Raw genomic sequence first — 16685 nt, 5'->3', positions numbered from 1 at the left:
TCCGCCGGGGCCGCGTCGTGTCGGGCTGTGAACTCCAGGCCTTGGAGCCTCAGTTGGCGCGGTCGAAGTCGATCGCGCTGTAGGCCCGCAGCTTGGACAGCTTGTGGGTGGAGTGGATCTCGCGGATGGTGCCGCTCTTGGAACGCATCACCAGCGAGCTGGTGGTGGCGGTCTCCGAGCGGTAGTGGACGCCGCGCAGCAGCTCGCCGTCGGTGATGCCGGTCGCGACGAAGAACACGTTCTCGCCGCTGACCAGGTCGTCGGTGGTGAGGACCCGGTCGAGGTCGTGCCCGGCGTCGAGGGCCTTCTGCCGCTCGGCGTCGTCCTTGGGCCACAGGCGGCCCTGGATCACGCCGCCCATGCACTTCATCGCGCAGGCCGCGATGATGCCCTCGGGGGTGCCGCCGACGCCCATCAGCAGGTCGACGCCGGTGCCCTCGCGGGCGGCCATGATGGCGCCGGCCACGTCGCCGTCCGAGATGAACTTGATCCGGGCGCCCGCCTCGCGGATCTGGCGGACCAGACCGTCGTGGCGCGGGCGGTCGAGGACGACGACCGTGACGTCCTCGACGGCACTGCCCTTGGCCTTGGCGACCCGGCGGATGTTGACGGCCGGCGGGGCGGTGATGTCGACGAAGTCGGCGGCCTCCGGCCCGGCGACCAGCTTGTCCATGTAGAACACGGCGCTGGGGTCGAACATCGTGCCGCGGTCGGCGACCGCGAGCACCGCGACGGCGTTGTTCATGCCCTTGGCGGTGAGCGTCGTGCCGTCGACCGGGTCGACCGCGACGTCGCACTCGGCGCCGGTGCCGTCGCCGACCCGCTCGCCGTTGTAGAGCATCGGGGCCTCGTCCTTCTCGCCCTCGCCGATGACGACCACGCCGTTCATCGAGACGGTCGAGACGAGGGTGCGCATGGCCTTGACGGCCGCGCCGTCGGCGCCGTTCTTGTCGCCGCGGCCGACCCACCGGCCGGCTGCCATCGCCGCGGCCTCGGTGACCCGGACGAGTTCGAGCGCGAGGTTCCGGTCGGGAGCCTCGGGCGCAACCTCAAGGGCACTGGGAAGGTGGTGCGGGTACTGCGTGGTCATCGTCGTTACCTCTCTGTACGCGACGGCCAGTGAGCGCCCGACTACTGCCTGGTCGAACGCCGTGGTGAGGGTCCTGCGATCGTATCTGCCTTAGAGATGACTGTCTGTGGCGCGGGTCGCCACGCTCGGCCCGGCTCCCTCCCGGTAACCACCGGTTCGTCCCGCTTCACCCGTACGCGGGCACCCCGGGTGACCTGTCCGGTGTGTGGATGAGTCACCATGTGGGGGTGGCAGGAGAGAGCAAGGGCATGAGGGGCCGGCAGACCGTGCGGGACATGGTCCTGTCGATGCTGGCGGTCGGCGGCGTGGTGTGGATCGGGTACCTGTTCCTCCCGCACGACGCGGACAGCGTGCCCCAGCACAAGGTCGAGTACCGGGTCGAGGCGGCCACCGCGAAGCGCGCCGCGCCGTACAAGCTGGTTGCCCCGGAGGGGCTGTCCGACAAGTGGCGCGCCACGTCGGTCAGCTACCAGTCGGCCGCGCAGAGCAACGGCAAGGGCAACGCCTGGCACCTGGGCTTCGTCACGCCGTCCGGGCAGTACGCGGCGGTCGAGCAGAGCGACGTCCCGCGCGAGTCGCTGGTGTCGGACAAGGTCGACGGCGCCAAGCCGGACGGCACCGCGGAGGTGGCCGGCCGCACGTGGGACCGCGTGCAGGGCGCCAAGGCCCGCGCGCTGACCTCGCAGGACGGCGGCGGCACGACGCTCCTGACCGGCACCGCCTCGTACGACGAGCTCGCCGAGTTGGCGCAGGCGCTCAAGTAGGCCGTAGGCCGTTCGGGCCGCGCGCCGAACAGGCCGCGCGCCGCAGGGGCCGTACTCCGCAGAGGCCGTACGCCGAAGGGCCCCCACCGGATGATCCGGTGCGGGCCCTTCCGCATGGCCGGGCGCGTCAGACGGTGGTGACGACCTCGTCGTAGGCCAGGCGCGGCGAACGCGGGAACCAGGCGTCCTCGCCCGGCTTGCCGATGTTCACCACGGCCAGCACCGAGTGCTCGCCGTCACCGAAGAACTCCTTGTTGATGCCCTCGGCGTCGAAGCCGGTCATCGGGCCGGCGGCCAGGCCGGCGGCGCGGACGCCGATGATGAAGTAGCCGGCCTGCAGGGCGCCGTTCAGGCGGGCGGAGCCCTCGCGGGCCGGGCGCTCCGAGAAGAACACGTCCTTGGCCTGCGGGAAGTGCGGGAACTGGGTCGGCAGCTCCTCGTGGAACTCGTTGTCCACGGCCAGGATGGCGACCAGCGGGGCGGCGGCGGTCTTGGCCTTGTTGCCGTCCGCCAGGTGCTGGACCAGGCGCTCGCGGCCCTCGGCCGAGCGGACCAGGACGACGCGCAGCGGCTGCTGGTTGAAGGCGGTCGGGCCGTACTTGACCAGGTCGTAGATGGCCTGGACCTGCTCCTCGGAGACCGGCTCGTCGGTGAAGGTGTTCGCCGTGCGCGCCTCGCGGAACAGCAGGTCCTGAGCGGCGGCGTCGAGTACCAGGGCGTCGGTGGTCATGCTTCTGCACCTCATGCGGGAGGGGGGTCGTCGGTGTGGCCGACCGCGGTCGGTCACTGCTCCCAACATAGGTGAAGTTTCAACTATTCCCAAGTGGTATGTGGCGCACATCACTTCGAAAGTGACGCCGGTGCCCCCCCGGGGCCGGTCACTCCCCGGCCCCGGTGCCCTCCTCGGCGGCCAGCGCGGCGTCCAGCCGGGCACGGGCACCGTCCAGCCAGCGCTGGCAGACCTTCGCCAGCTGCTCGCCGCGCTCCCAGAGCGCCAGCGACTCCTCCAGCGACGTGCCGCCGTTCTCCAGCTGCCGGACGACCTCCAGCAGCGCGTCCCGCGCGTGCTCGTAGCCGAGGGCGTCGTCCGCGCCCTGCGGCACCTCGCCGGGGCGGTCCTGCTCCTGCTGCTCTGCCATGCGAGCCAGACTAGGGGCTCACGCCGACAGAGCCGGCACAACGGCCGCGCCGGGTGGAATTCGGGTGCGCACGGCCGCGCCCCGGCACTACCCTCCGCCGCATGATCGACGTCCGCCCCGCCGCCCCGGCCGACGCGCCCGAGCTGGTCCGGCTGCGCAACCTGATGTTCGAAGCGATGCCGGGCATGGCCGCCCAGGCCGGCCCCGGCCCCTGGCAGGCCACCGCCGAGCGGGTGCTGCGCGAGCGCCTCGCCGTCCCGGCCGGCGCGCTCACCATGCCGTCCTTCGTCGTCGACGACCCCGCGCGGCCCGGCCGGCTCGCCGCCTGCGCCGTCGGCACGCTGGAGGAGCGGCTGCCCGCGCCCGGCAACCCGGAGGGCCGCTTCGGCTTCGTCTTCAACATCTGCACCGACCCCGGCCACCGGCTGCGCGGCTACGCCCGGGCCTGCACCGAGGCGCTGCTGCAGTGGTTCGACGACCACCGGGTCGGCCGGATCGACCTGCACGCGAGCAGTGGCGGCGAGGCGCTCTACCGCAGCCTCGGCTTCGGCGAGCACTCGACGGCGCTCTCCCGCCGGCGCTCGTTCTAGCCCGCGGAGGCCCCCTCCTCGGCCACCGTCACGCCGAACCCGCCGCCCGCCACCCTGGCGTGCAGCGCCTCCCCGGAGGCGACCTGGCCCGGATCCGTCACCACCGTGCCGTCCGCCCGCTGGAGCACCGCGTAGCCGCGCTCCAGGGTGGCCGCGGGGGAGAGCGCGACCACCCGGGCCAGCGTGTGCCCGAGGTCGCTCTGCGCGTGGTCCAGCCGGTGCCGCAGGGTGCGCCGGGCCCGCTCCAGCAGCCCGTCCACCTCCTGGCCCCGCCCGTCCAGCATCCGGTGCGGCGCGGCCAGCACCGGGCGGCTGCGCACGCCGTCCAGCCCGTGCTGCTCGCGCTCGACCCGCCCGTGGACGTACCGCCGGGCCCGGTCCCGCAGGTGGAGCACCTTGGCGAGCTCCTCGCCGACGTCCGGCACCACCCGTTTGGCGGCGTCGGTCGGAGTGGACGCGCGCAGGTCGGCGACGAAGTCCAGCAGCGGCTGGTCCGGCTCGTGCCCGATCGCGCTGACCACCGGCGTCCGCGCCGCCGCGACCAGCCGCACCAGCCCCTCGTCCGAGAACGGCAGCAGGTCCTCGACGCTGCCGCCGCCCCGGGCCACGATGATCACGTCCACCTCGGGGTGCTCGTCCAGCTCCCGGACGGCCGCGCTCACCCGCTCCACCGCGCTGACGCCCTGCACCGGCACGTTCCGCACCTCGAAGCGGACGGCCGGCCAGCGCCGCCGGGCGTTCTCCAGGACGTCCCGCTCGGCCGCCGAGCCGCGCCCGGTGACCAGCCCGACGCACTGCGGCAGGAACGGCAGCGGCCGCTTCCGCTCGGCCGCGAACAGCCCCTCCCCGGCGAGCCGCCGCTTCAGCTGCTCCAGCCGGGCCAGCAGCTCGCCGAGCCCGACCGGCCGGATCTCCGAGGCCCGCAGCGACAGCTGCCCGCGCGCCGCGTACCACTCCGGCTTGGCGTGCACGACGACCCGTGCGCCCTCCTGCACGACGTCCGCGACCTGGTCGAAGACCGACCGGAAGCACGTCACCGTGAGCGACACGTCGGCCTGCGGGTCGCGCAGGGTCAGGAACACCACGCCCGCCCCGGGCCGCCGGCTGAGCTGGGTGATCTGCCCCTCCACCCACACCGCGCCGAGCCGGTCGATCCAGCCGCCGATCAGCGCGGAGACCTTGCCGACCGGGAGCGGGGCTTCAGGGGAGCTGCTGTTGGCCATGCGTACGAGGTTAGGGCCCGTCGTCAAACTCCCGTCTGCGTGGCGGCGCTGGGGCACGCGCCTCGCCGCGTTGTCGTCGGTCGCCGATGCTCCGCATGGACTCCCTCCTCCGCCTTGCGATGCACGCACCCCAACGCCGCCACGCCCGCCCTCCGGGCGGACGACGGGAGTTCGACGACGAGCCCTAACGGCGCCCGCCGACAGCGTCTCCGCCCGCGTCGCCCGTGCCGCCCGTGCCGACCGAACCCTGCACGGCCAGCACCACCAGCCCGACCGCCAGCCACGCCACCCCGACGATCTGCGCCGTCGTCGAGGCCTCGTACACCACCGCCCCGATCACCGCGATCCCCAGCACCGGCACCACCACGTGCCGCAGCCGGTCGCGCGAGCCGTGCCGCACCGCGTACCAGCCGACGACGGAGGCGTGCAGGAGCGCGAAGGCGGTCAGCGCGCCCACGTTCACCACCGAGGTGAGCCGGTCGAGGCCGTCGTCCCGGTTCGCCGCCCAGACCGCCGCCGCCAGCGTGATCACCGCCGCCGCGAGCAGCGCCCGGCGCGGCACCGCCGAGACCGGGTCGACCGAGCCGAGCAGCCGCGGCAGCCGCCCCTCGCGGCCCATCGCGAAGACCAGCCGACCGGCCGCCGCCTGCCCGGCCAGCGCCGCGAAGGCCGCGCCGATCGCCTTGCTCGCCGCCACCAGCACGTGCAGCCAGTGCCCGACGCTGGCCTCCACGGTGTCGTAGAACGCCGAACCCTGCGCCACCGGGTCGGCCGCCAGCTGCGCCGGGGTGAGCGGCTCCAGCAGCGCCGCCAGGTACGTCTGCGCGACGAACAGCACCCCGGCCAGCGCCAGGCACCACAGCACCGCCCGCGCCACCGCCGCCGACGCCCCCACCGCCTCCTCGACGAACGTCGCGATCGCGTCGAAGCCCAGGTAGGAGAGCACCGCGACGGACACCGCCGAGATCACCGCCGTCAGCGAGAATGGGCCGACGGCGGTGAACGGCGTGTCCCAGGCGCGCCGGGCGCCGTCCTGGACCAGCACCACCACGGCCGCGACGACGAACACCGTGAGCACCGCGATCTCCATGGCGAGCACCGCGAAGCCGACCGAGGCCGCCGTCCGGACCCCGACCAGGTTGAGCGCCGTGGTCACCACGACCGCGAGCGCCGTCCACACCCAGCGCGAGACGCCCGGCACCAGCGAGTGCAGCGCGATCCCCGAGAAGAGGTACGCGACCGCGGGGATCAGCAGGTAGTCGAGCATCGCCATCCACCCGGCGACGAACCCGGGCCCCTCGCCGAGCCCGGCCCGTGCGTACGCGAACACCGACCCGGTCCGCGGCACCGCGCGCACCATCTGCGCGTACGAGAACGCCGTGAAGCCCATCGCGACCGTCGCCGCCAGGTACACCGTGGCGACGGCGCCGCGGCTCTTGGCGTCCAGCACGCCGAACACGCCGACCGGGGCCATCGGGGCGATGAACAGCAGCCCGTAGACCATCAGGTCGCGCACGCCCAGGCTGCGTCGCAGGCCGCCCTCGCCGCCCGTGCCGCCCGCGCCGCCCTGGGCGTCCTGCGCGATTCGCTCACTCATGAGCACCACATTTGAGCACCGGCGACCGGATCCGTCCGGATTGCGCCTCCCGTCGGCGCGGCTCCCCGCCGCCCGTACGATGGACCCATGTCCAACACCGCGCAGCGCCGTGTCCTGCTCGCCGCCCCCCGGGGCTACTGCGCGGGAGTCGACCGCGCCGTGATCGCCGTGGAGAAGGCCCTGGAGCAGTACGGGGCCCCCGTCTACGTCCGCAAGCAGATCGTCCACAACAAGTACGTGGTGCAGACCCTGGAGAAGAAGGGCGCGGTCTTCGTCGAGGAGACGGAGCAGGTGCCCGAGGGCTCGATCGTGGTCTTCTCCGCGCACGGGGTCGCCCCGTCCGTCCACGACGAGGCGAAGGCCGGCAAGCTGGCCACCATCGACGCCACCTGCCCCCTGGTCACCAAGGTGCACAAGGAGGCCGTCCGCTTCGCCGACGAGGACTACGACATCCTGCTGGTGGGCCACGAGGGCCACGAGGAGGTCATCGGCACGATGGGCGAGGCCCCGGAGCGGATCCACCTGGTGGACGGCGCCGAGGACGTGGCCAACGTGCAGGTCCGGGACGAGTCCAAGGTCGTCTGGCTGTCCCAGACCACCCTCTCGGTGGACGAGACCATGGCGACCGTCGGCGAGCTGAAGAAGCGCTTCCCGCTCCTGGTCAGCCCGCCCAGCGACGACATCTGCTACGCGACCCAGAACCGCCAGGTCGCCGTCAAGCAGCTCGCCCCCGAGACCGACCTGCTGATCGTCGTCGGCTCCAAGAACTCCTCCAACTCGGTCCGCCTGGTCGAGGTCGGCCTGGAGTACGGCGCCAAGGCCGCCCACCTGGTGGACTTCGCCGAGGAGATCCGCGAGGAGTGGCTGGAGGGCGTCACGACCGTCGGCCTCACCAGCGGCGCCTCGGTGCCGGAGATCCTCGTCGACGGCGTGCTGGAGTTCCTGGCCGCCCGCGGCTACGACACGGTCGAGACCGTCAAGACCGCCGAGGAGCACCTGACCTTCTCGCTGCCCAAGGAGCTGCGCCGCGACCTGCGCGCCGAGGCCGCGGGCAAGCTGTAACGCCGTGCCGCGAGGCCCGGTGCCCCACCCGGGGCGCCGGGCCTTTCTGCTGTGCGCGGCCGCGCGGCCTCTCGTAGTTTTGTGCACAGGCTGTGGACGACGGTCCGCGGCATCCGGCGGAGGGCGGTCGTGATGACGGCGGTATTCGGAGTGGACATCGGCGGTTCGGGCATCAAGGGCGCCCCGGTCGACCTGGGCCGCGGCGCCCTGGCCGAGGAACGCCACAAGGTGCTCACCCCGCAGCCGTCCGCCCCCGAGGCCGTGGTCGCCGCCGTCCGGGAGGTGGTCCGGCACTTCGGCCACGAGGGCCCGGTCGGGCTGACCTTCCCCGGCGTGGTGGTCGACGGCCGGACCAGGACGGCCGCCAACGTCGACAAGGGCTGGATCGGCCTGGACGCCGAGGGGCTGTTCCGCGAGGCGCTGGACCTGCCCGCGACCGTCCTCAACGACGCCGACGCGGCCGGCCTCGCCGAGACCGCGCACGGCGCCGGCCGGGAGCAGTCCGGCGTGGTCCTGGTGCTCACCTTCGGCACCGGCATCGGCAGCGCGCTCTTCGTGGACGGCGTGCTGGTGCCCAACACCGAGCTGGGCCACCTGGAGCTGCGCGGCAAGGACGCCGAGCGCCGGGCCTCCTCGGCGGCGAAGGAGCGGCACGACCTGAGCTGGGAGCAGTGGGCCGGGCGGGTCGACGAGTACCTGGACCTGGTGGACATGCTGTTCTCGCCGCAGCTGATCGTGATCGGCGGCGGGGTGAGCCGCAAGCACCAGAAGTTCCTGCCGCTGCTGCGCGAGCGCGGGGCCCGGGTCGTGCCCGCGGAGCTGCGCAACGACGCGGGCATCGTCGGCGCCGCCATGGCCGCGGCCCGCGCGGCCGGCTGAGGCCGCCCGCGGGGGCGCCGCTCAGCGCGAGCGCTGGATCCGGCGCTGGGCGACGAACCGGGCGAGGACGATCAGCGCGGCCAGCCCGGTGCCGGTGAAGAGCCAGCCGGCCCGCAGCGCGAGCCCGGTCGCCAGCGCCACCACCTGGGCGGTCACGCCCGGGGAGTTGACCGGCGCGAGCAGCGACAGTGCGAGCGCGAAGGCGATCGGGCCGCTGATCGGCGCGGCGAGCAGGTCGACGTAGCGCACCCGGACGGCCAGCTGGAAGCAGACGACCACGTAACCGAGGCCGAACAGCCAGCCGAGGCCGTCGAACAGCAGCCGGTCGGCCCCGGCCACCGCGAGGGTCGCCAGCACGCCGACCACGCCGGTGCCGACGGCGGTCAGCCGGGTGGGCCGCCCGGTGCGGCGGCGCCCGTAGAGCCGGGCGTCGCCGCGCCCGCGCAGCGGCAGCCGCAGCCGCAGTTTCGGGGTGGCCGGGCGGACGCTCGCGGGGGCCCCGGCCACCGGCCGCAGCCGGGAGGAGGGGGCCCCGGCGGCCTCGGGGCCGCGCCCGGGACCGGGGACGGCGGCGCCCTTGCCGTTCGGCGGACGGCGTCTGGGCCCTGGCGGCTGGGTACGGATGCTCTGCTCCACCCACCCAACGTACGGTCCGATCATCGCCACACTGTGTAATGGACCGTTCAGGCCTCGCTCCGTGTCTCCGGACGGAGTACTGATGTGATCGTCGTTCAGGCCCGCCGGCCTGCCCGGCCGACGCCGCTTCCACTCCGGCGACCGGCTGGGCAACCGGCCGGAGTTCCTGGAGCCCCTGCCGGTGGCGACCGGGGCGTGAGGAGCTGCCCGTAGACTTGGGGGTCGGCCCGCACGGTGCCGGTCCAACTCCTCCAAGCCCCGGGACTGCGCTTCATGTCGCTCACGATCGGAATCGTCGGCCTGCCGAACGTCGGCAAGTCGACCCTGTTCAACGCCCTGACCAAGAACGACGTGCTGGCGGCCAACTACCCGTTCGCCACCATCGAGCCGAACGTCGGCGTCGTCGGCGTCCCGGACACGCGGCTGGCCAAGCTCGCCGAGATCTTCGGCTCGCAGCGCATCCTCCCGGCCACCGTCGACTTCGTCGACATCGCCGGCATCGTGCGCGGCGCCTCCGAGGGCGAGGGCCTGGGCAACAAGTTCCTCGCGAACATCCGCGAGTCGGACGCGATCTGCCAGGTCGTGCGGGCCTTCACCGATCCCGACGTGGTGCACGTGGACGGCAAGGTGTCGCCCAAGGACGACATCGAGACCATCCACACCGAGCTGATCCTGGCCGACCTCCAGACCGTCGAGAAGGTCCTGCCGCGGCTCCAGAAGGAGGCGCGCCTCAAGAAGGACACCGCCCCCGTGCTGGCCGCCGCCGAGGCCGCGCAGGCGATCCTGGAGACCGGCAAGACCCTCTTCGAGGCCGGCTTCGACACCGCCCCGATCCGCGAGCTCCACCTGCTGACCGCCAAGCCCTTCCTCTACGTCTTCAACGTGGACGAGGACGAGCTGGCCGACGAGGACTTCAAGAACGCCCAGCGCGAGCTGGTCGCCCCGGCCGAGGCGATCTTCCTGAACGCCAAGATCGAGTCCGAGCTGATCGAGCTCGACGACGAGGAGGCGCTCGAACTCCTCCAGTCGATGGGCCAGGAGGAGCCCGGCCTCGCCACCCTCGCCCGCGTCGGCTTCGACACCCTCGGCCTGCAGACCTACCTGACGGCCGGCCCCAAGGAGACCCGCGCCTGGACCATCAAGAAGGGCGCCACGGCCCCCGAGGCGGCCGGTGTGATCCACACCGACTTCCAGAAGGGCTTCATCAAGGCCGAGGTCATCTCCTTCGCCGACCTGGTCGAGACCGGCTCCATCGCCGAGGCCCGCAGCAAGGGCAAGGCCCGCATCGAGGGCAAGGAGTACGTCATGCAGGACGGCGACGTGGTGGAGTTCCGCTTCAACGTCTGATCATTTGATTGCTTTGAGATAGATCGATCTGTCAAATGTGCAGGTCGGACGGGGCCCGCCTCCCTTGAGGCGGGCCCCGGTCCGTTTTCCGTGCTGACTCGGTGCTGACTTCTTCGGCCCGTCGCATGCACTTGAGTGGTACGTTATGTGGTACCGGTCATGGAAGGAGTTCAGTCGATGTCGATCACAGCCAGCGAGGCGCGCAAGGCTCTCTTCCCGTTGATCAAGAAGGTCAACGACGATCACGAGGCCATTGAGATCGTCTCCAAGCACGGGAATGCCGTGCTCGTCTCGGCCGAGGACTATGCCGCCTTGCGTGAAGGCTCCTACCTCTTGCGCTCGCCGGTGAACGCGCGCCGCTTGCTCAAGGCGTACGAGAACGCCCTTGGCGGCACAGGGCTTTCCGAGCGGGAGCTCATCGATCCTGATGCGGCGGGTGTCGAGAAGGGCGCCGCGTGAGGCTCGTCTTCGAAGAGGCCGGCTGGGAGGACTACACGTCCTGGCTCAAGAGCGACCGCAAGATGCTCGCTCGGATCAACAAGCTCATCGAGGATGTCCTGCGCGACCCGTTCACCGGGATCGGCAAGCCCGAGCCGCTGAAGTACCACTTGCCCGGTGCCTGGTCGCGGCGGATCGATGACGAGCACCGTCTCGTCTATCTGGTCACGGACCGGGAGATCATCATCCTGGCAGCCCGCTACCACTACTGATCGTCAGCAGCGGGTTCACGTCACCGTGCTGGTTCTGTGCTGACTTCGTTCGTCGGCAGGGGCGTTCTCGCAGGTTGCAGTGGTGTGATGGCAATTCCGCTTCAACGTCTGACCGCCGCCGGTGCGGTGGACCGCCCGGTTCCGTGTTCGCACGGGGCCGGGCGGTTCGGCGTTCGTGGGGGGAGTTCAGCGGATGGTGACGGTCGCCGTGCCGTCGGGCTCGGTGGTGACGGTGACGGCTTCGAGGGTGTCGGCGTGGGCGTCGGGGCGGTGGGCGGCGGCGCGGGGGCCGATGCCGACGACGCGCAGGCCGGCCGCGCGGGCGGCGGCGATGCCGGCCCCCGAGTCCTCGAAGGCGAGGCAGTCGGCCGGGGGGAAGCCGAGTGTGGCGGCGCCCTTGAGGAAGCCCTCCGGGTCGGGCTTGCTCGCGCCGACCGACTCGGCGGTCACCAGGACGCCCGGCAGCGGCAGTCCGGCGGCGGCCATCCGGACCCGGGCGAGCGGCTCGTCGGCGGAGGTCACGAGGGCGTGCGGGAGGCCGGCCAGCGCGGCGAGGAAGGCGGGCGCGCCGGGGACGGGGACGACGCCGTCGGTGTCGGCGCGCTCGGCGGCGAGCATCCGCCGGTTGTCGGCGAGGTTCTCCTCGACCGGGCGGCCGGGCAGCAGCTCGGCCATCGTCGCGTGGCCCTGGCGGCCGTGCGCGACGGCGAGGACGGCGGCCGGGTCGAGGCCGTGCACGGCCGCCCAGCGCCGCCAGCAGCGCTCGACGACGGCGTCGGAGTCGACGAGGGTGCCGTCCATGTCGAGCAGGAGGGCGCGGGCGGTCAGCCGGACGGGGGCGGCGGGCATGGGTCGGGCTCCTCGCGGTGCGGGCCGGCGGGTGCCGGCGGGCGGCGGTGGACCCGGCGAAGACGAGCCCTTTGTTCAATGATGATACAAAAGATCATCCGAGCAGGTGGGCGTTGACCTCCCGGGCCTCCGCCGCCAGCTCCGCCAGCTCGACCACCTCGACCCCGGCCGCCTCCAGCAGCGCCGTGCCCTGGCAGTCGGTCACGAACAGGTCCGGCTCGCGCCAGGCCACCACCACCCGCGGCACACCCGCCGCGATGATCAGCCGGGCGCACGGCACCGGGCGCGAGGCCCGCTGCCCGCACGGCTCCAGCGAGCTGTAGACCGTCGCGCCGCGCAGCCGCGGGTCGTCGGCCGGGAGCTTGCCGAGCGCGGCCTCCTCCGCGTGGTCGTGGGCGTCCGTCTCGCGGCTGTACCCCTCGGCGAGCACCTCGCCGTCGGCGCCGACGACCACCGCGCCGACCGAGAAGGCGGTCCCGGACGGCGGGCAGAGGCGGGAGAGTTCGACGGCCCGGCGCAGGTGGTCGAGGTCGGTGGTCACGGGGCGGGCTCCTTCGGGGCGTACCTGAGCAGGACGACATCGCCCACCGTACGTGCCTCCAGCAGGCGCATCCGCCGCGCCGGTCCGCCCGGGAAGGCGGCCGGGTGGACGAACCGCGGCGCCTGCGCCTGGCCGACCAGCAGCGGGGCCACGGCCAGCTGGAGTTCGTCGGTCAGGCCCTGCGCGAGGAACTGGGTGTGCACGCTGCCGCCGCCCTCGACCATCAGGCGGCGCACGCCGCGGGCGCCCAGGTCGTCCAGCACCGCGCCGAGGTCCACCGCGCCGCCGAGCGCGACCACGTCGGCCAGCCCGTCCAGCGCCGGGCGCAGGGCCGCCGCGCCGGCGTCCGTCGTGTACGCGACCTTGCCGCCGCCGGTGTGCCAGAACCGCAGCGCCGGGTCGAGTGCGCCGCTCGCGCTGAGCGTCACCTTCAGCGGGTACGCCGGCCGGCCGGCCGCGACCCGGGCGGCCCTCCGGCCGGCGTCGTTGACCAGCAGGCGCGGGTTGTCGGCGCGCAGGGTGTTGCCGCCGACCAGGATCGCGTCGGCGGCGGCGCGCTCCTCGTCGACCCGGTCGAAGTCGGCGGCGTTGGAGAGCAGCAGGCGCTCGGGGGAGGCGTCGTCGAGGTGGCCGTCGAGCGACACGGCGGCGCTCAGCAGGACGAAGGGGCGCGGGCCGGGCATGGGGCGGGACCGTTCTGTCGGGGGGCCTCCACGGTACGGCGGGCGGTGGGGCGGGCGCCGTCGGGTGGCCATCATGTGAGACGAATCTTCTCGCGATGCGAGAACAGGAGTAGCGTCGGGGGAAGCCGAACACGATCGAGGGGGATCCGATGAGCGGAACGTCCACCGTTTACACGCACGGCCACCAGGAGGCCGTGCTGCGCTCGCACCGCTCGCGCGGCGCCGCCGACTCCGCCGCCTACCTGCTGCCCGAACTGCGCCCCGGGCAGGCCCTGTTGGACGTCGGCTGCGGGCCGGGCACGATCACCGCCGACCTGGCCGAGCTGGTCGGTCCGAGCGGGCGGGTGGTGGCCGTGGACACCTCCGCCGAGGTGCTGGAGCAGGCGGCCGAGTACGTCGCCGCGCGGGGGCTGTCGAACGTCGTCTTCGAGGTCGCCGACGTCCACCGACTGTCCTACCGTGACGGCGAGTTCGACGTGGTGCACGCCCACCAGGTGCTCCAGCACGTGGCCGACCCGGTGGGCGCGCTGCGCGAGATGCGCCGGGTGCTGGCGCCGGGCGGCGTGGTCGCGGCCCGGGACGTCGACTACGCCTCGATGACCTGGTACCCCGAGGCGCCCGCGCTGGACGACTGGCTGGCGCTCTACCGGCGGACCGCGCGCGCCAACGGCGGCGAGCCGGACGCCGGGCGGCGGCTGCTGTCCTGGGCCCGGGCGGCCGGCTTCGCCGAGGTCGCCGCCACCGCCACGACCTGGACGTTCGTGACGCCCGAGCGGTGCGCGTGGTGGGGCGGCATGTGGGCGGACCGGACGGTCGACTCGGCGTTCGCCCGCACGGCGGTGGCCGCGGGCTTCGCCGACCGGGCGGAGCTGGAGCGGATCGCGGCCGGCTGGCGGGAGTGGAGCGGCGCCGGGGACGCCTGGTTCTCGATGCTCCACGGCGAGGTCCTGGCGCGCGGCTGAGGGGCGGGAACAAGGGGCGGGCAGGCGTTCGAAAAGATCGGGTAAAGTCGCGCGACCGTTCGTTCTCGGCCCCGTTCGGGTCCGAGCCGTGTGCCGAAGGCCGCCGAGCGGCGCAGAACGCCGAGCTGACGCCCGCACCGCCGGGCCGGGGGAGTCCACGTGTCCAAGCCCGATCCCGACGCGCCCGTCCCCGGGCCGGAGAACCCCGCGGCCGCCGAGAACCCGGTGGCCCCGGTGGCCCCGGCGGACCGGGTGGACCTCGGCAAGGAAGCGGCCCCGCCCGCCGAGTCTCCGCAGCCCGCGGACACCCCGGCGGACCGGGTGGACCTCGCCAAGACCGACGTCCCGGCAGCTCCCGCCGACGCGGCCCCGCCTGCTGCCGCCCCGGCCCCCGCCGACCCGTGGGCCGCCCCCGCCGGGGCCCCGCCCCTGGCGCCGCCGCCGCCCGTCGGGGCAGCCGGGGCCACCGGGCCCGCCGGGGGCTGGGCGTCGGTGCCGCCCGCCGCGCACTCCGGCTTCCAGCCCGGTTACCCGTACGGCTACCCCCAGCCCCCCAAGCAGGTCAACGGGTTCGCCATCGGAGCCCTCGTGACCGGCCTCGTCTGCGCGTGGCCGGTCGCCCTCGTGCTGTCGATCGTCGCGATGGTCCAGATCAGGAAGCGCGCCGAGCGCGGCATGGGCATGGCCGTGACGGGCCTGGTGTTCGGCGTGTTCGGCGTCATGGTCACGGTGTTCGGCGTCCTCGGCGCGGTGCTGGGCCCGGTCGACCGTGCTGACTCCGGCGCGCCGCCCAAGGCCCCGGCCGGCTCGGTCCGCTGGTCCGCCCTCAAGTCCGGGGACTGCTACAGCTCCCCGGACGGGGGCAGCCGGGTCGACCCGGAGGGCGGCGACGAGACGGTGTACTGGGTCCGCAAGGTGCCCTGCTCCGCCCCGCACCACGGCGAGGTGGCCGGCACCGCCAGGACCCCGGCCGGCGACAGCCGGACCTACCCGGGCGAGTCGGCGATCCGCGAGCGCGCCGCGGAGCTCTGCCGCCCCGTGCTCGACGACTACGCCCTCGACCAGTGGGCGATCCCGGACGGCATGGACGAGATCTACCTCTACCCGACCGCCGGCAACTGGAAGTACGGGGAGCGGTACATCACCTGCGCCTTCGAGGACCGCGACGCCGAGCACGTGGGCACCGTCCGCACCGACCGCGGCAGCCTGACCTCCGCCCAGCTCGCCTACCTGGAGGCCGTCCGCGGCTTCAACACGGCCTACGCGAACCAGCCCAAGGGCGAGGTCGCGACGGCCGGCTCCGAGTACGCGACCTGGGCCGGGCGGATGGCGGCCGCTTCCCGCGCCGAGGCCGAGCAGCTGTCCCGCACGACGACGTCCTGGCCGGACGCCGCGAAGCCGAAGGTCGCGGCGCTGGCCGCCGCCCAGCGGGACGCCGCCACCGCCTGGGAGTCCGCAGCGCGGACGACCGATCCGACCGCGCTGGAGGGCGAGATCCGGCGGGCGAAGCTGCTGACGGCCAAGACCACCCCGCTCAGCGTGGACGCCCGCCGCGAGCTGGGCCTGTCCACCGGTGAGCAGGTGCCCGACCTCCGGGTCTGACGCGCCGTCTTACCCGGAGTTAACCCGGCCCGTACCTGCCGGTAGCGAGCCGCCCGTACGGTTCGGGACAGGTATCCCCGGCCCGACCCCCACGCAGGCCGGGGATACGCTCCCGCCATGAGCACCTTTCGGGTGATGCGGCAGGACGACAACGGCAACCGCTTCGTCGTCGCGCGGGGACTGGCGAAGGACGAGGCCGAGCGCCTCGCGGCGGAGTTCGAGGCCCGCGGCCACAAGCAGCTCTACTGGACCGAGGCCGAGCGCGCGGCCGGGGACGCCTAGGCTCGTGCCATGAATCCCGCAACCGTGAACATCGAGGAGCAGGCCGCCGTCCGGATCGTGATCGGCGGCGTGATCGTCCGGGCGGGGCGGGTGCTGGCCGCGCGCCGCAACACCCCCGCGGAGGTGGCCGGGCGCTGGGAGTTCCCGGGCGGCAAGGCCGAGCCCGGCGAGACGGAGTCCGAGGCGCTGGAGCGCGAGCTGCTGGAGGAGCTCGGCGTGCACGCCCGGGCGCTGGAGCGGCTGCCCGGCGCGTGGGCCGTCCGGCCGGGCCTGGAGCTGCACTTCTGGGCCGCCGAGCTGCTCGACGGCGACCCCCGTCCGCTCCTGGAGCACGACGAGCTGCGCTGGCTCGGCCCGGACGAGCTGGACTCGGTCGACTGGCTCGACCACGACCGGGACGTCCTCCCGCACGTCGCCGGCCTCCTGGGTACCTGAGCCCCACCTGTCGGCGCGAGCCCGGCGCCGCGCCAGGTAGGTCAATCGGACAAGACGACCCGGCAGCCGGGATAGCCTGGGTTCTGCTGGGTATGTCACTTTTCGGCACGTTTCGTCACCATCGGTGAGCCGCCCCAGCCGGCGCCGCCGATCCCGACCAGAGCCGGAGGCCCCGTCGGTGTCGAATACCGGTAACGGCGGCGGGGGAGCACGGCGGACAGGCACCGCGGGGAGCGCCGCCGCCCGCGCCCGGCTGCGCCGCGGCGCCCGCCCGGCGGCCCCGCAGCCGGCCGC

18 protein-coding genes and 1 pseudogene are annotated in these 16685 nt (G+C 73.6%); 11 read left to right on the top strand and 8 right to left on the bottom strand.

Translation table 11 applies throughout. The annotated features are described in order from the left end of the window. Positions 1-49: 49 nt before the first annotated feature. Positions 50-1090: a class II fructose-bisphosphatase gene (gene glpX / locus ACFVU9_RS22765; protein ID WP_359963404.1), complete on the bottom strand. Its 1041-nt coding sequence runs from the start codon at positions 1088-1090 to the stop codon at positions 50-52. A 227-nt stretch (positions 1091-1317) separates the two neighbouring features. Between glpX and ACFVU9_RS22760 the strand changes: the two genes are divergently transcribed. Beyond that, the gene (locus tag ACFVU9_RS22760) at positions 1318-1854 is read left to right on the top strand and encodes a DUF4245 domain-containing protein (protein ID WP_380506727.1); all 537 of its coding nucleotides are present in this window, start codon (positions 1318-1320) and stop codon (positions 1852-1854) included. Between the two features lie 127 nt (positions 1855-1981). Here the strand turns inward: ACFVU9_RS22760 and ACFVU9_RS22755 are convergent, their stop codons facing one another. Then, a complete protein-coding gene (locus ACFVU9_RS22755; RefSeq protein WP_380441623.1) occupies positions 1982-2584 on the bottom strand; it encodes a malonic semialdehyde reductase in 603 nt (200 codons plus the stop codon). 148 nt (positions 2585-2732) lie between these two features. Further along, entirely contained in the window at positions 2733-2993 is a 261-nt protein-coding gene (locus ACFVU9_RS22750) for an exodeoxyribonuclease VII small subunit (RefSeq protein WP_380441625.1), read from the bottom strand. A gap of 101 nt (positions 2994-3094) precedes the next feature. On the opposite strand from ACFVU9_RS22750, the gene ACFVU9_RS22745 reads away from it, so the two are divergent. After that, positions 3095-3583: a GNAT family N-acetyltransferase gene (locus tag ACFVU9_RS22745; RefSeq protein WP_387595919.1), complete on the top strand. Its 489-nt coding sequence runs from the start codon at positions 3095-3097 to the stop codon at positions 3581-3583. Here the strand turns inward: ACFVU9_RS22745 and xseA are convergent. After that, positions 3580-4806, bottom strand: coding sequence for an exodeoxyribonuclease VII large subunit (gene xseA / locus ACFVU9_RS22740; RefSeq protein ID WP_380441628.1), 1227 nt, complete (start codon positions 4804-4806; stop codon positions 3580-3582). The genes ACFVU9_RS22745 and xseA overlap by 4 nt on opposite strands. Before the next feature lie 184 nt (positions 4807-4990). Next, on the bottom strand, positions 4991-6403 hold the full coding sequence (locus tag ACFVU9_RS22735) for an APC family permease (protein WP_387595916.1): 1413 nt from the start codon (positions 6401-6403) through the stop codon (positions 4991-4993). A gap of 87 nt (positions 6404-6490) precedes the next feature. Between ACFVU9_RS22735 and ACFVU9_RS22730 the strand changes: the two genes are divergently transcribed. Beyond that, positions 6491-7465 carry a 4-hydroxy-3-methylbut-2-enyl diphosphate reductase gene (locus ACFVU9_RS22730; protein ID WP_380441633.1) on the top strand — a complete coding sequence of 325 codons (975 nt, stop codon included), beginning with the start codon at positions 6491-6493 and terminating at the stop codon, positions 7463-7465. Between the two features lie 132 nt (positions 7466-7597). Next, positions 7598-8344, top strand: a complete 747-nt coding sequence (gene ppgK, locus ACFVU9_RS22725) for a polyphosphate--glucose phosphotransferase (RefSeq protein ID WP_380441635.1) — start codon at positions 7598-7600, stop codon at positions 8342-8344. Positions 8345-8365: 21 nt separating this feature from the next. Here the strand turns inward: ppgK and ACFVU9_RS22720 are convergent, their stop codons facing one another. Further along, on the bottom strand, positions 8366-8980 hold the full coding sequence (locus tag ACFVU9_RS22720; RefSeq protein WP_380441637.1) for a DUF6542 domain-containing protein: 615 nt from the start codon (positions 8978-8980) through the stop codon (positions 8366-8368). 273 nt (positions 8981-9253) lie between these two features. On the opposite strand from ACFVU9_RS22720, the gene ychF reads away from it, so the two are divergent. The 3 genes from ychF to ACFVU9_RS22705 all read left to right on the top strand — a co-directional run bounded on the left by ychF (position 9254) and on the right by ACFVU9_RS22705 (position 11037). Further along, the gene (gene ychF / locus ACFVU9_RS22715; RefSeq protein WP_380497230.1) at positions 9254-10327 is read left to right on the top strand and encodes a redox-regulated ATPase YchF; all 1074 of its coding nucleotides are present in this window, start codon (positions 9254-9256) and stop codon (positions 10325-10327) included. 177 nt (positions 10328-10504) lie between these two features. Continuing rightward, the gene (locus tag ACFVU9_RS22710) at positions 10505-10786 is read left to right on the top strand and encodes a type II toxin-antitoxin system Phd/YefM family antitoxin (protein WP_380441641.1); all 282 of its coding nucleotides are present in this window, start codon (positions 10505-10507) and stop codon (positions 10784-10786) included. After that, positions 10783-11037, top strand: coding sequence for a Txe/YoeB family addiction module toxin (locus ACFVU9_RS22705; protein WP_380506743.1), 255 nt, complete (start codon positions 10783-10785; stop codon positions 11035-11037). Before ACFVU9_RS22710 ends, ACFVU9_RS22705 begins: the two co-directional genes overlap by 4 nt. A gap of 186 nt (positions 11038-11223) precedes the next feature. Here the strand turns inward: ACFVU9_RS22705 and ACFVU9_RS22700 are convergent, their stop codons facing one another. Both ACFVU9_RS22700 and ACFVU9_RS22695 read right to left on the bottom strand, forming a co-directional pair. After that, positions 11224-11886 carry an HAD-IA family hydrolase gene (locus ACFVU9_RS22700; RefSeq protein ID WP_387595911.1) on the bottom strand — a complete coding sequence of 221 codons (663 nt, stop codon included), beginning with the start codon at positions 11884-11886 and terminating at the stop codon, positions 11224-11226. A gap of 94 nt (positions 11887-11980) precedes the next feature. After that, positions 11981-13110 (bottom strand): annotated as a pseudogene (locus ACFVU9_RS22695) (dihydrofolate reductase family protein). Between the two features lie 149 nt (positions 13111-13259). On the opposite strand from ACFVU9_RS22695, the gene ACFVU9_RS22690 reads away from it, so the two are divergent. From ACFVU9_RS22690 to ACFVU9_RS22675, 4 genes are all read left to right on the top strand, one after another. Further along, entirely contained in the window at positions 13260-14072 is an 813-nt protein-coding gene (locus ACFVU9_RS22690) for a methyltransferase domain-containing protein (protein WP_387595908.1), read from the top strand. A 159-nt stretch (positions 14073-14231) separates the two neighbouring features. Further along, positions 14232-15674: a DUF4190 domain-containing protein gene (locus ACFVU9_RS22685; protein WP_387595905.1), complete on the top strand. Its 1443-nt coding sequence runs from the start codon at positions 14232-14234 to the stop codon at positions 15672-15674. Positions 15675-15791: 117 nt separating this feature from the next. Then, positions 15792-15956, top strand: a complete 165-nt coding sequence (locus ACFVU9_RS22680; RefSeq protein WP_380441651.1) for an SPOR domain-containing protein — start codon at positions 15792-15794, stop codon at positions 15954-15956. A gap of 9 nt (positions 15957-15965) precedes the next feature. Then, positions 15966-16391 (top strand): NUDIX domain-containing protein, encoded by a 426-nt coding sequence (locus tag ACFVU9_RS22675; protein ID WP_380441653.1) that lies wholly within the window; start codon positions 15966-15968, stop codon positions 16389-16391. Positions 16392-16685: the final 294 nt, after the last annotated feature.

The organism is Kitasatospora sp. NPDC057936 (assembly GCF_042887525.1).
In the GTDB taxonomy this organism is placed as follows: domain Bacteria; phylum Actinomycetota; class Actinomycetes; order Streptomycetales; family Streptomycetaceae; genus Kitasatospora.
This window is presented reverse-complemented; position numbering and strand designations above follow the sequence as displayed.

Coding starts and splice junctions, on each gene's coding strand:
- glpX (WP_359963404.1), bottom strand. CDS start 1,090: ATGACCACGCAGTACCCGCACCACCTTCCCAGTGCCCTTGAGGTTGCG.
- ACFVU9_RS22755 (WP_380441623.1), bottom strand. CDS start 2,584: ATGACCACCGACGCCCTGGTACTCGACGCCGCCGCTCAGGACCTGCTG.
- ACFVU9_RS22750 (WP_380441625.1), bottom strand. CDS start 2,993: ATGGCAGAGCAGCAGGAGCAGGACCGCCCCGGCGAGGTGCCGCAGGGC.
- ACFVU9_RS22745 (WP_387595919.1), top strand. CDS start 3,095: ATGATCGACGTCCGCCCCGCCGCCCCGGCCGACGCGCCCGAGCTGGTC.
- xseA (WP_380441628.1), bottom strand. CDS start 4,806: ATGGCCAACAGCAGCTCCCCTGAAGCCCCGCTCCCGGTCGGCAAGGTC.
- ACFVU9_RS22735 (WP_387595916.1), bottom strand. CDS start 6,403: ATGAGTGAGCGAATCGCGCAGGACGCCCAGGGCGGCGCGGGCGGCACG.
- ACFVU9_RS22730 (WP_380441633.1), top strand. CDS start 6,491: ATGTCCAACACCGCGCAGCGCCGTGTCCTGCTCGCCGCCCCCCGGGGC.
- ppgK (WP_380441635.1), top strand. CDS start 7,598: ATGACGGCGGTATTCGGAGTGGACATCGGCGGTTCGGGCATCAAGGGC.
- ychF (WP_380497230.1), top strand. CDS start 9,254: ATGTCGCTCACGATCGGAATCGTCGGCCTGCCGAACGTCGGCAAGTCG.
- ACFVU9_RS22710 (WP_380441641.1), top strand. CDS start 10,505: ATGTCGATCACAGCCAGCGAGGCGCGCAAGGCTCTCTTCCCGTTGATC.
- ACFVU9_RS22700 (WP_387595911.1), bottom strand. CDS start 11,886: ATGCCCGCCGCCCCCGTCCGGCTGACCGCCCGCGCCCTCCTGCTCGAC.
- ACFVU9_RS22690 (WP_387595908.1), top strand. CDS start 13,260: ATGAGCGGAACGTCCACCGTTTACACGCACGGCCACCAGGAGGCCGTG.
- ACFVU9_RS22680 (WP_380441651.1), top strand. CDS start 15,792: ATGAGCACCTTTCGGGTGATGCGGCAGGACGACAACGGCAACCGCTTC.
- ACFVU9_RS22675 (WP_380441653.1), top strand. CDS start 15,966: ATGAATCCCGCAACCGTGAACATCGAGGAGCAGGCCGCCGTCCGGATC.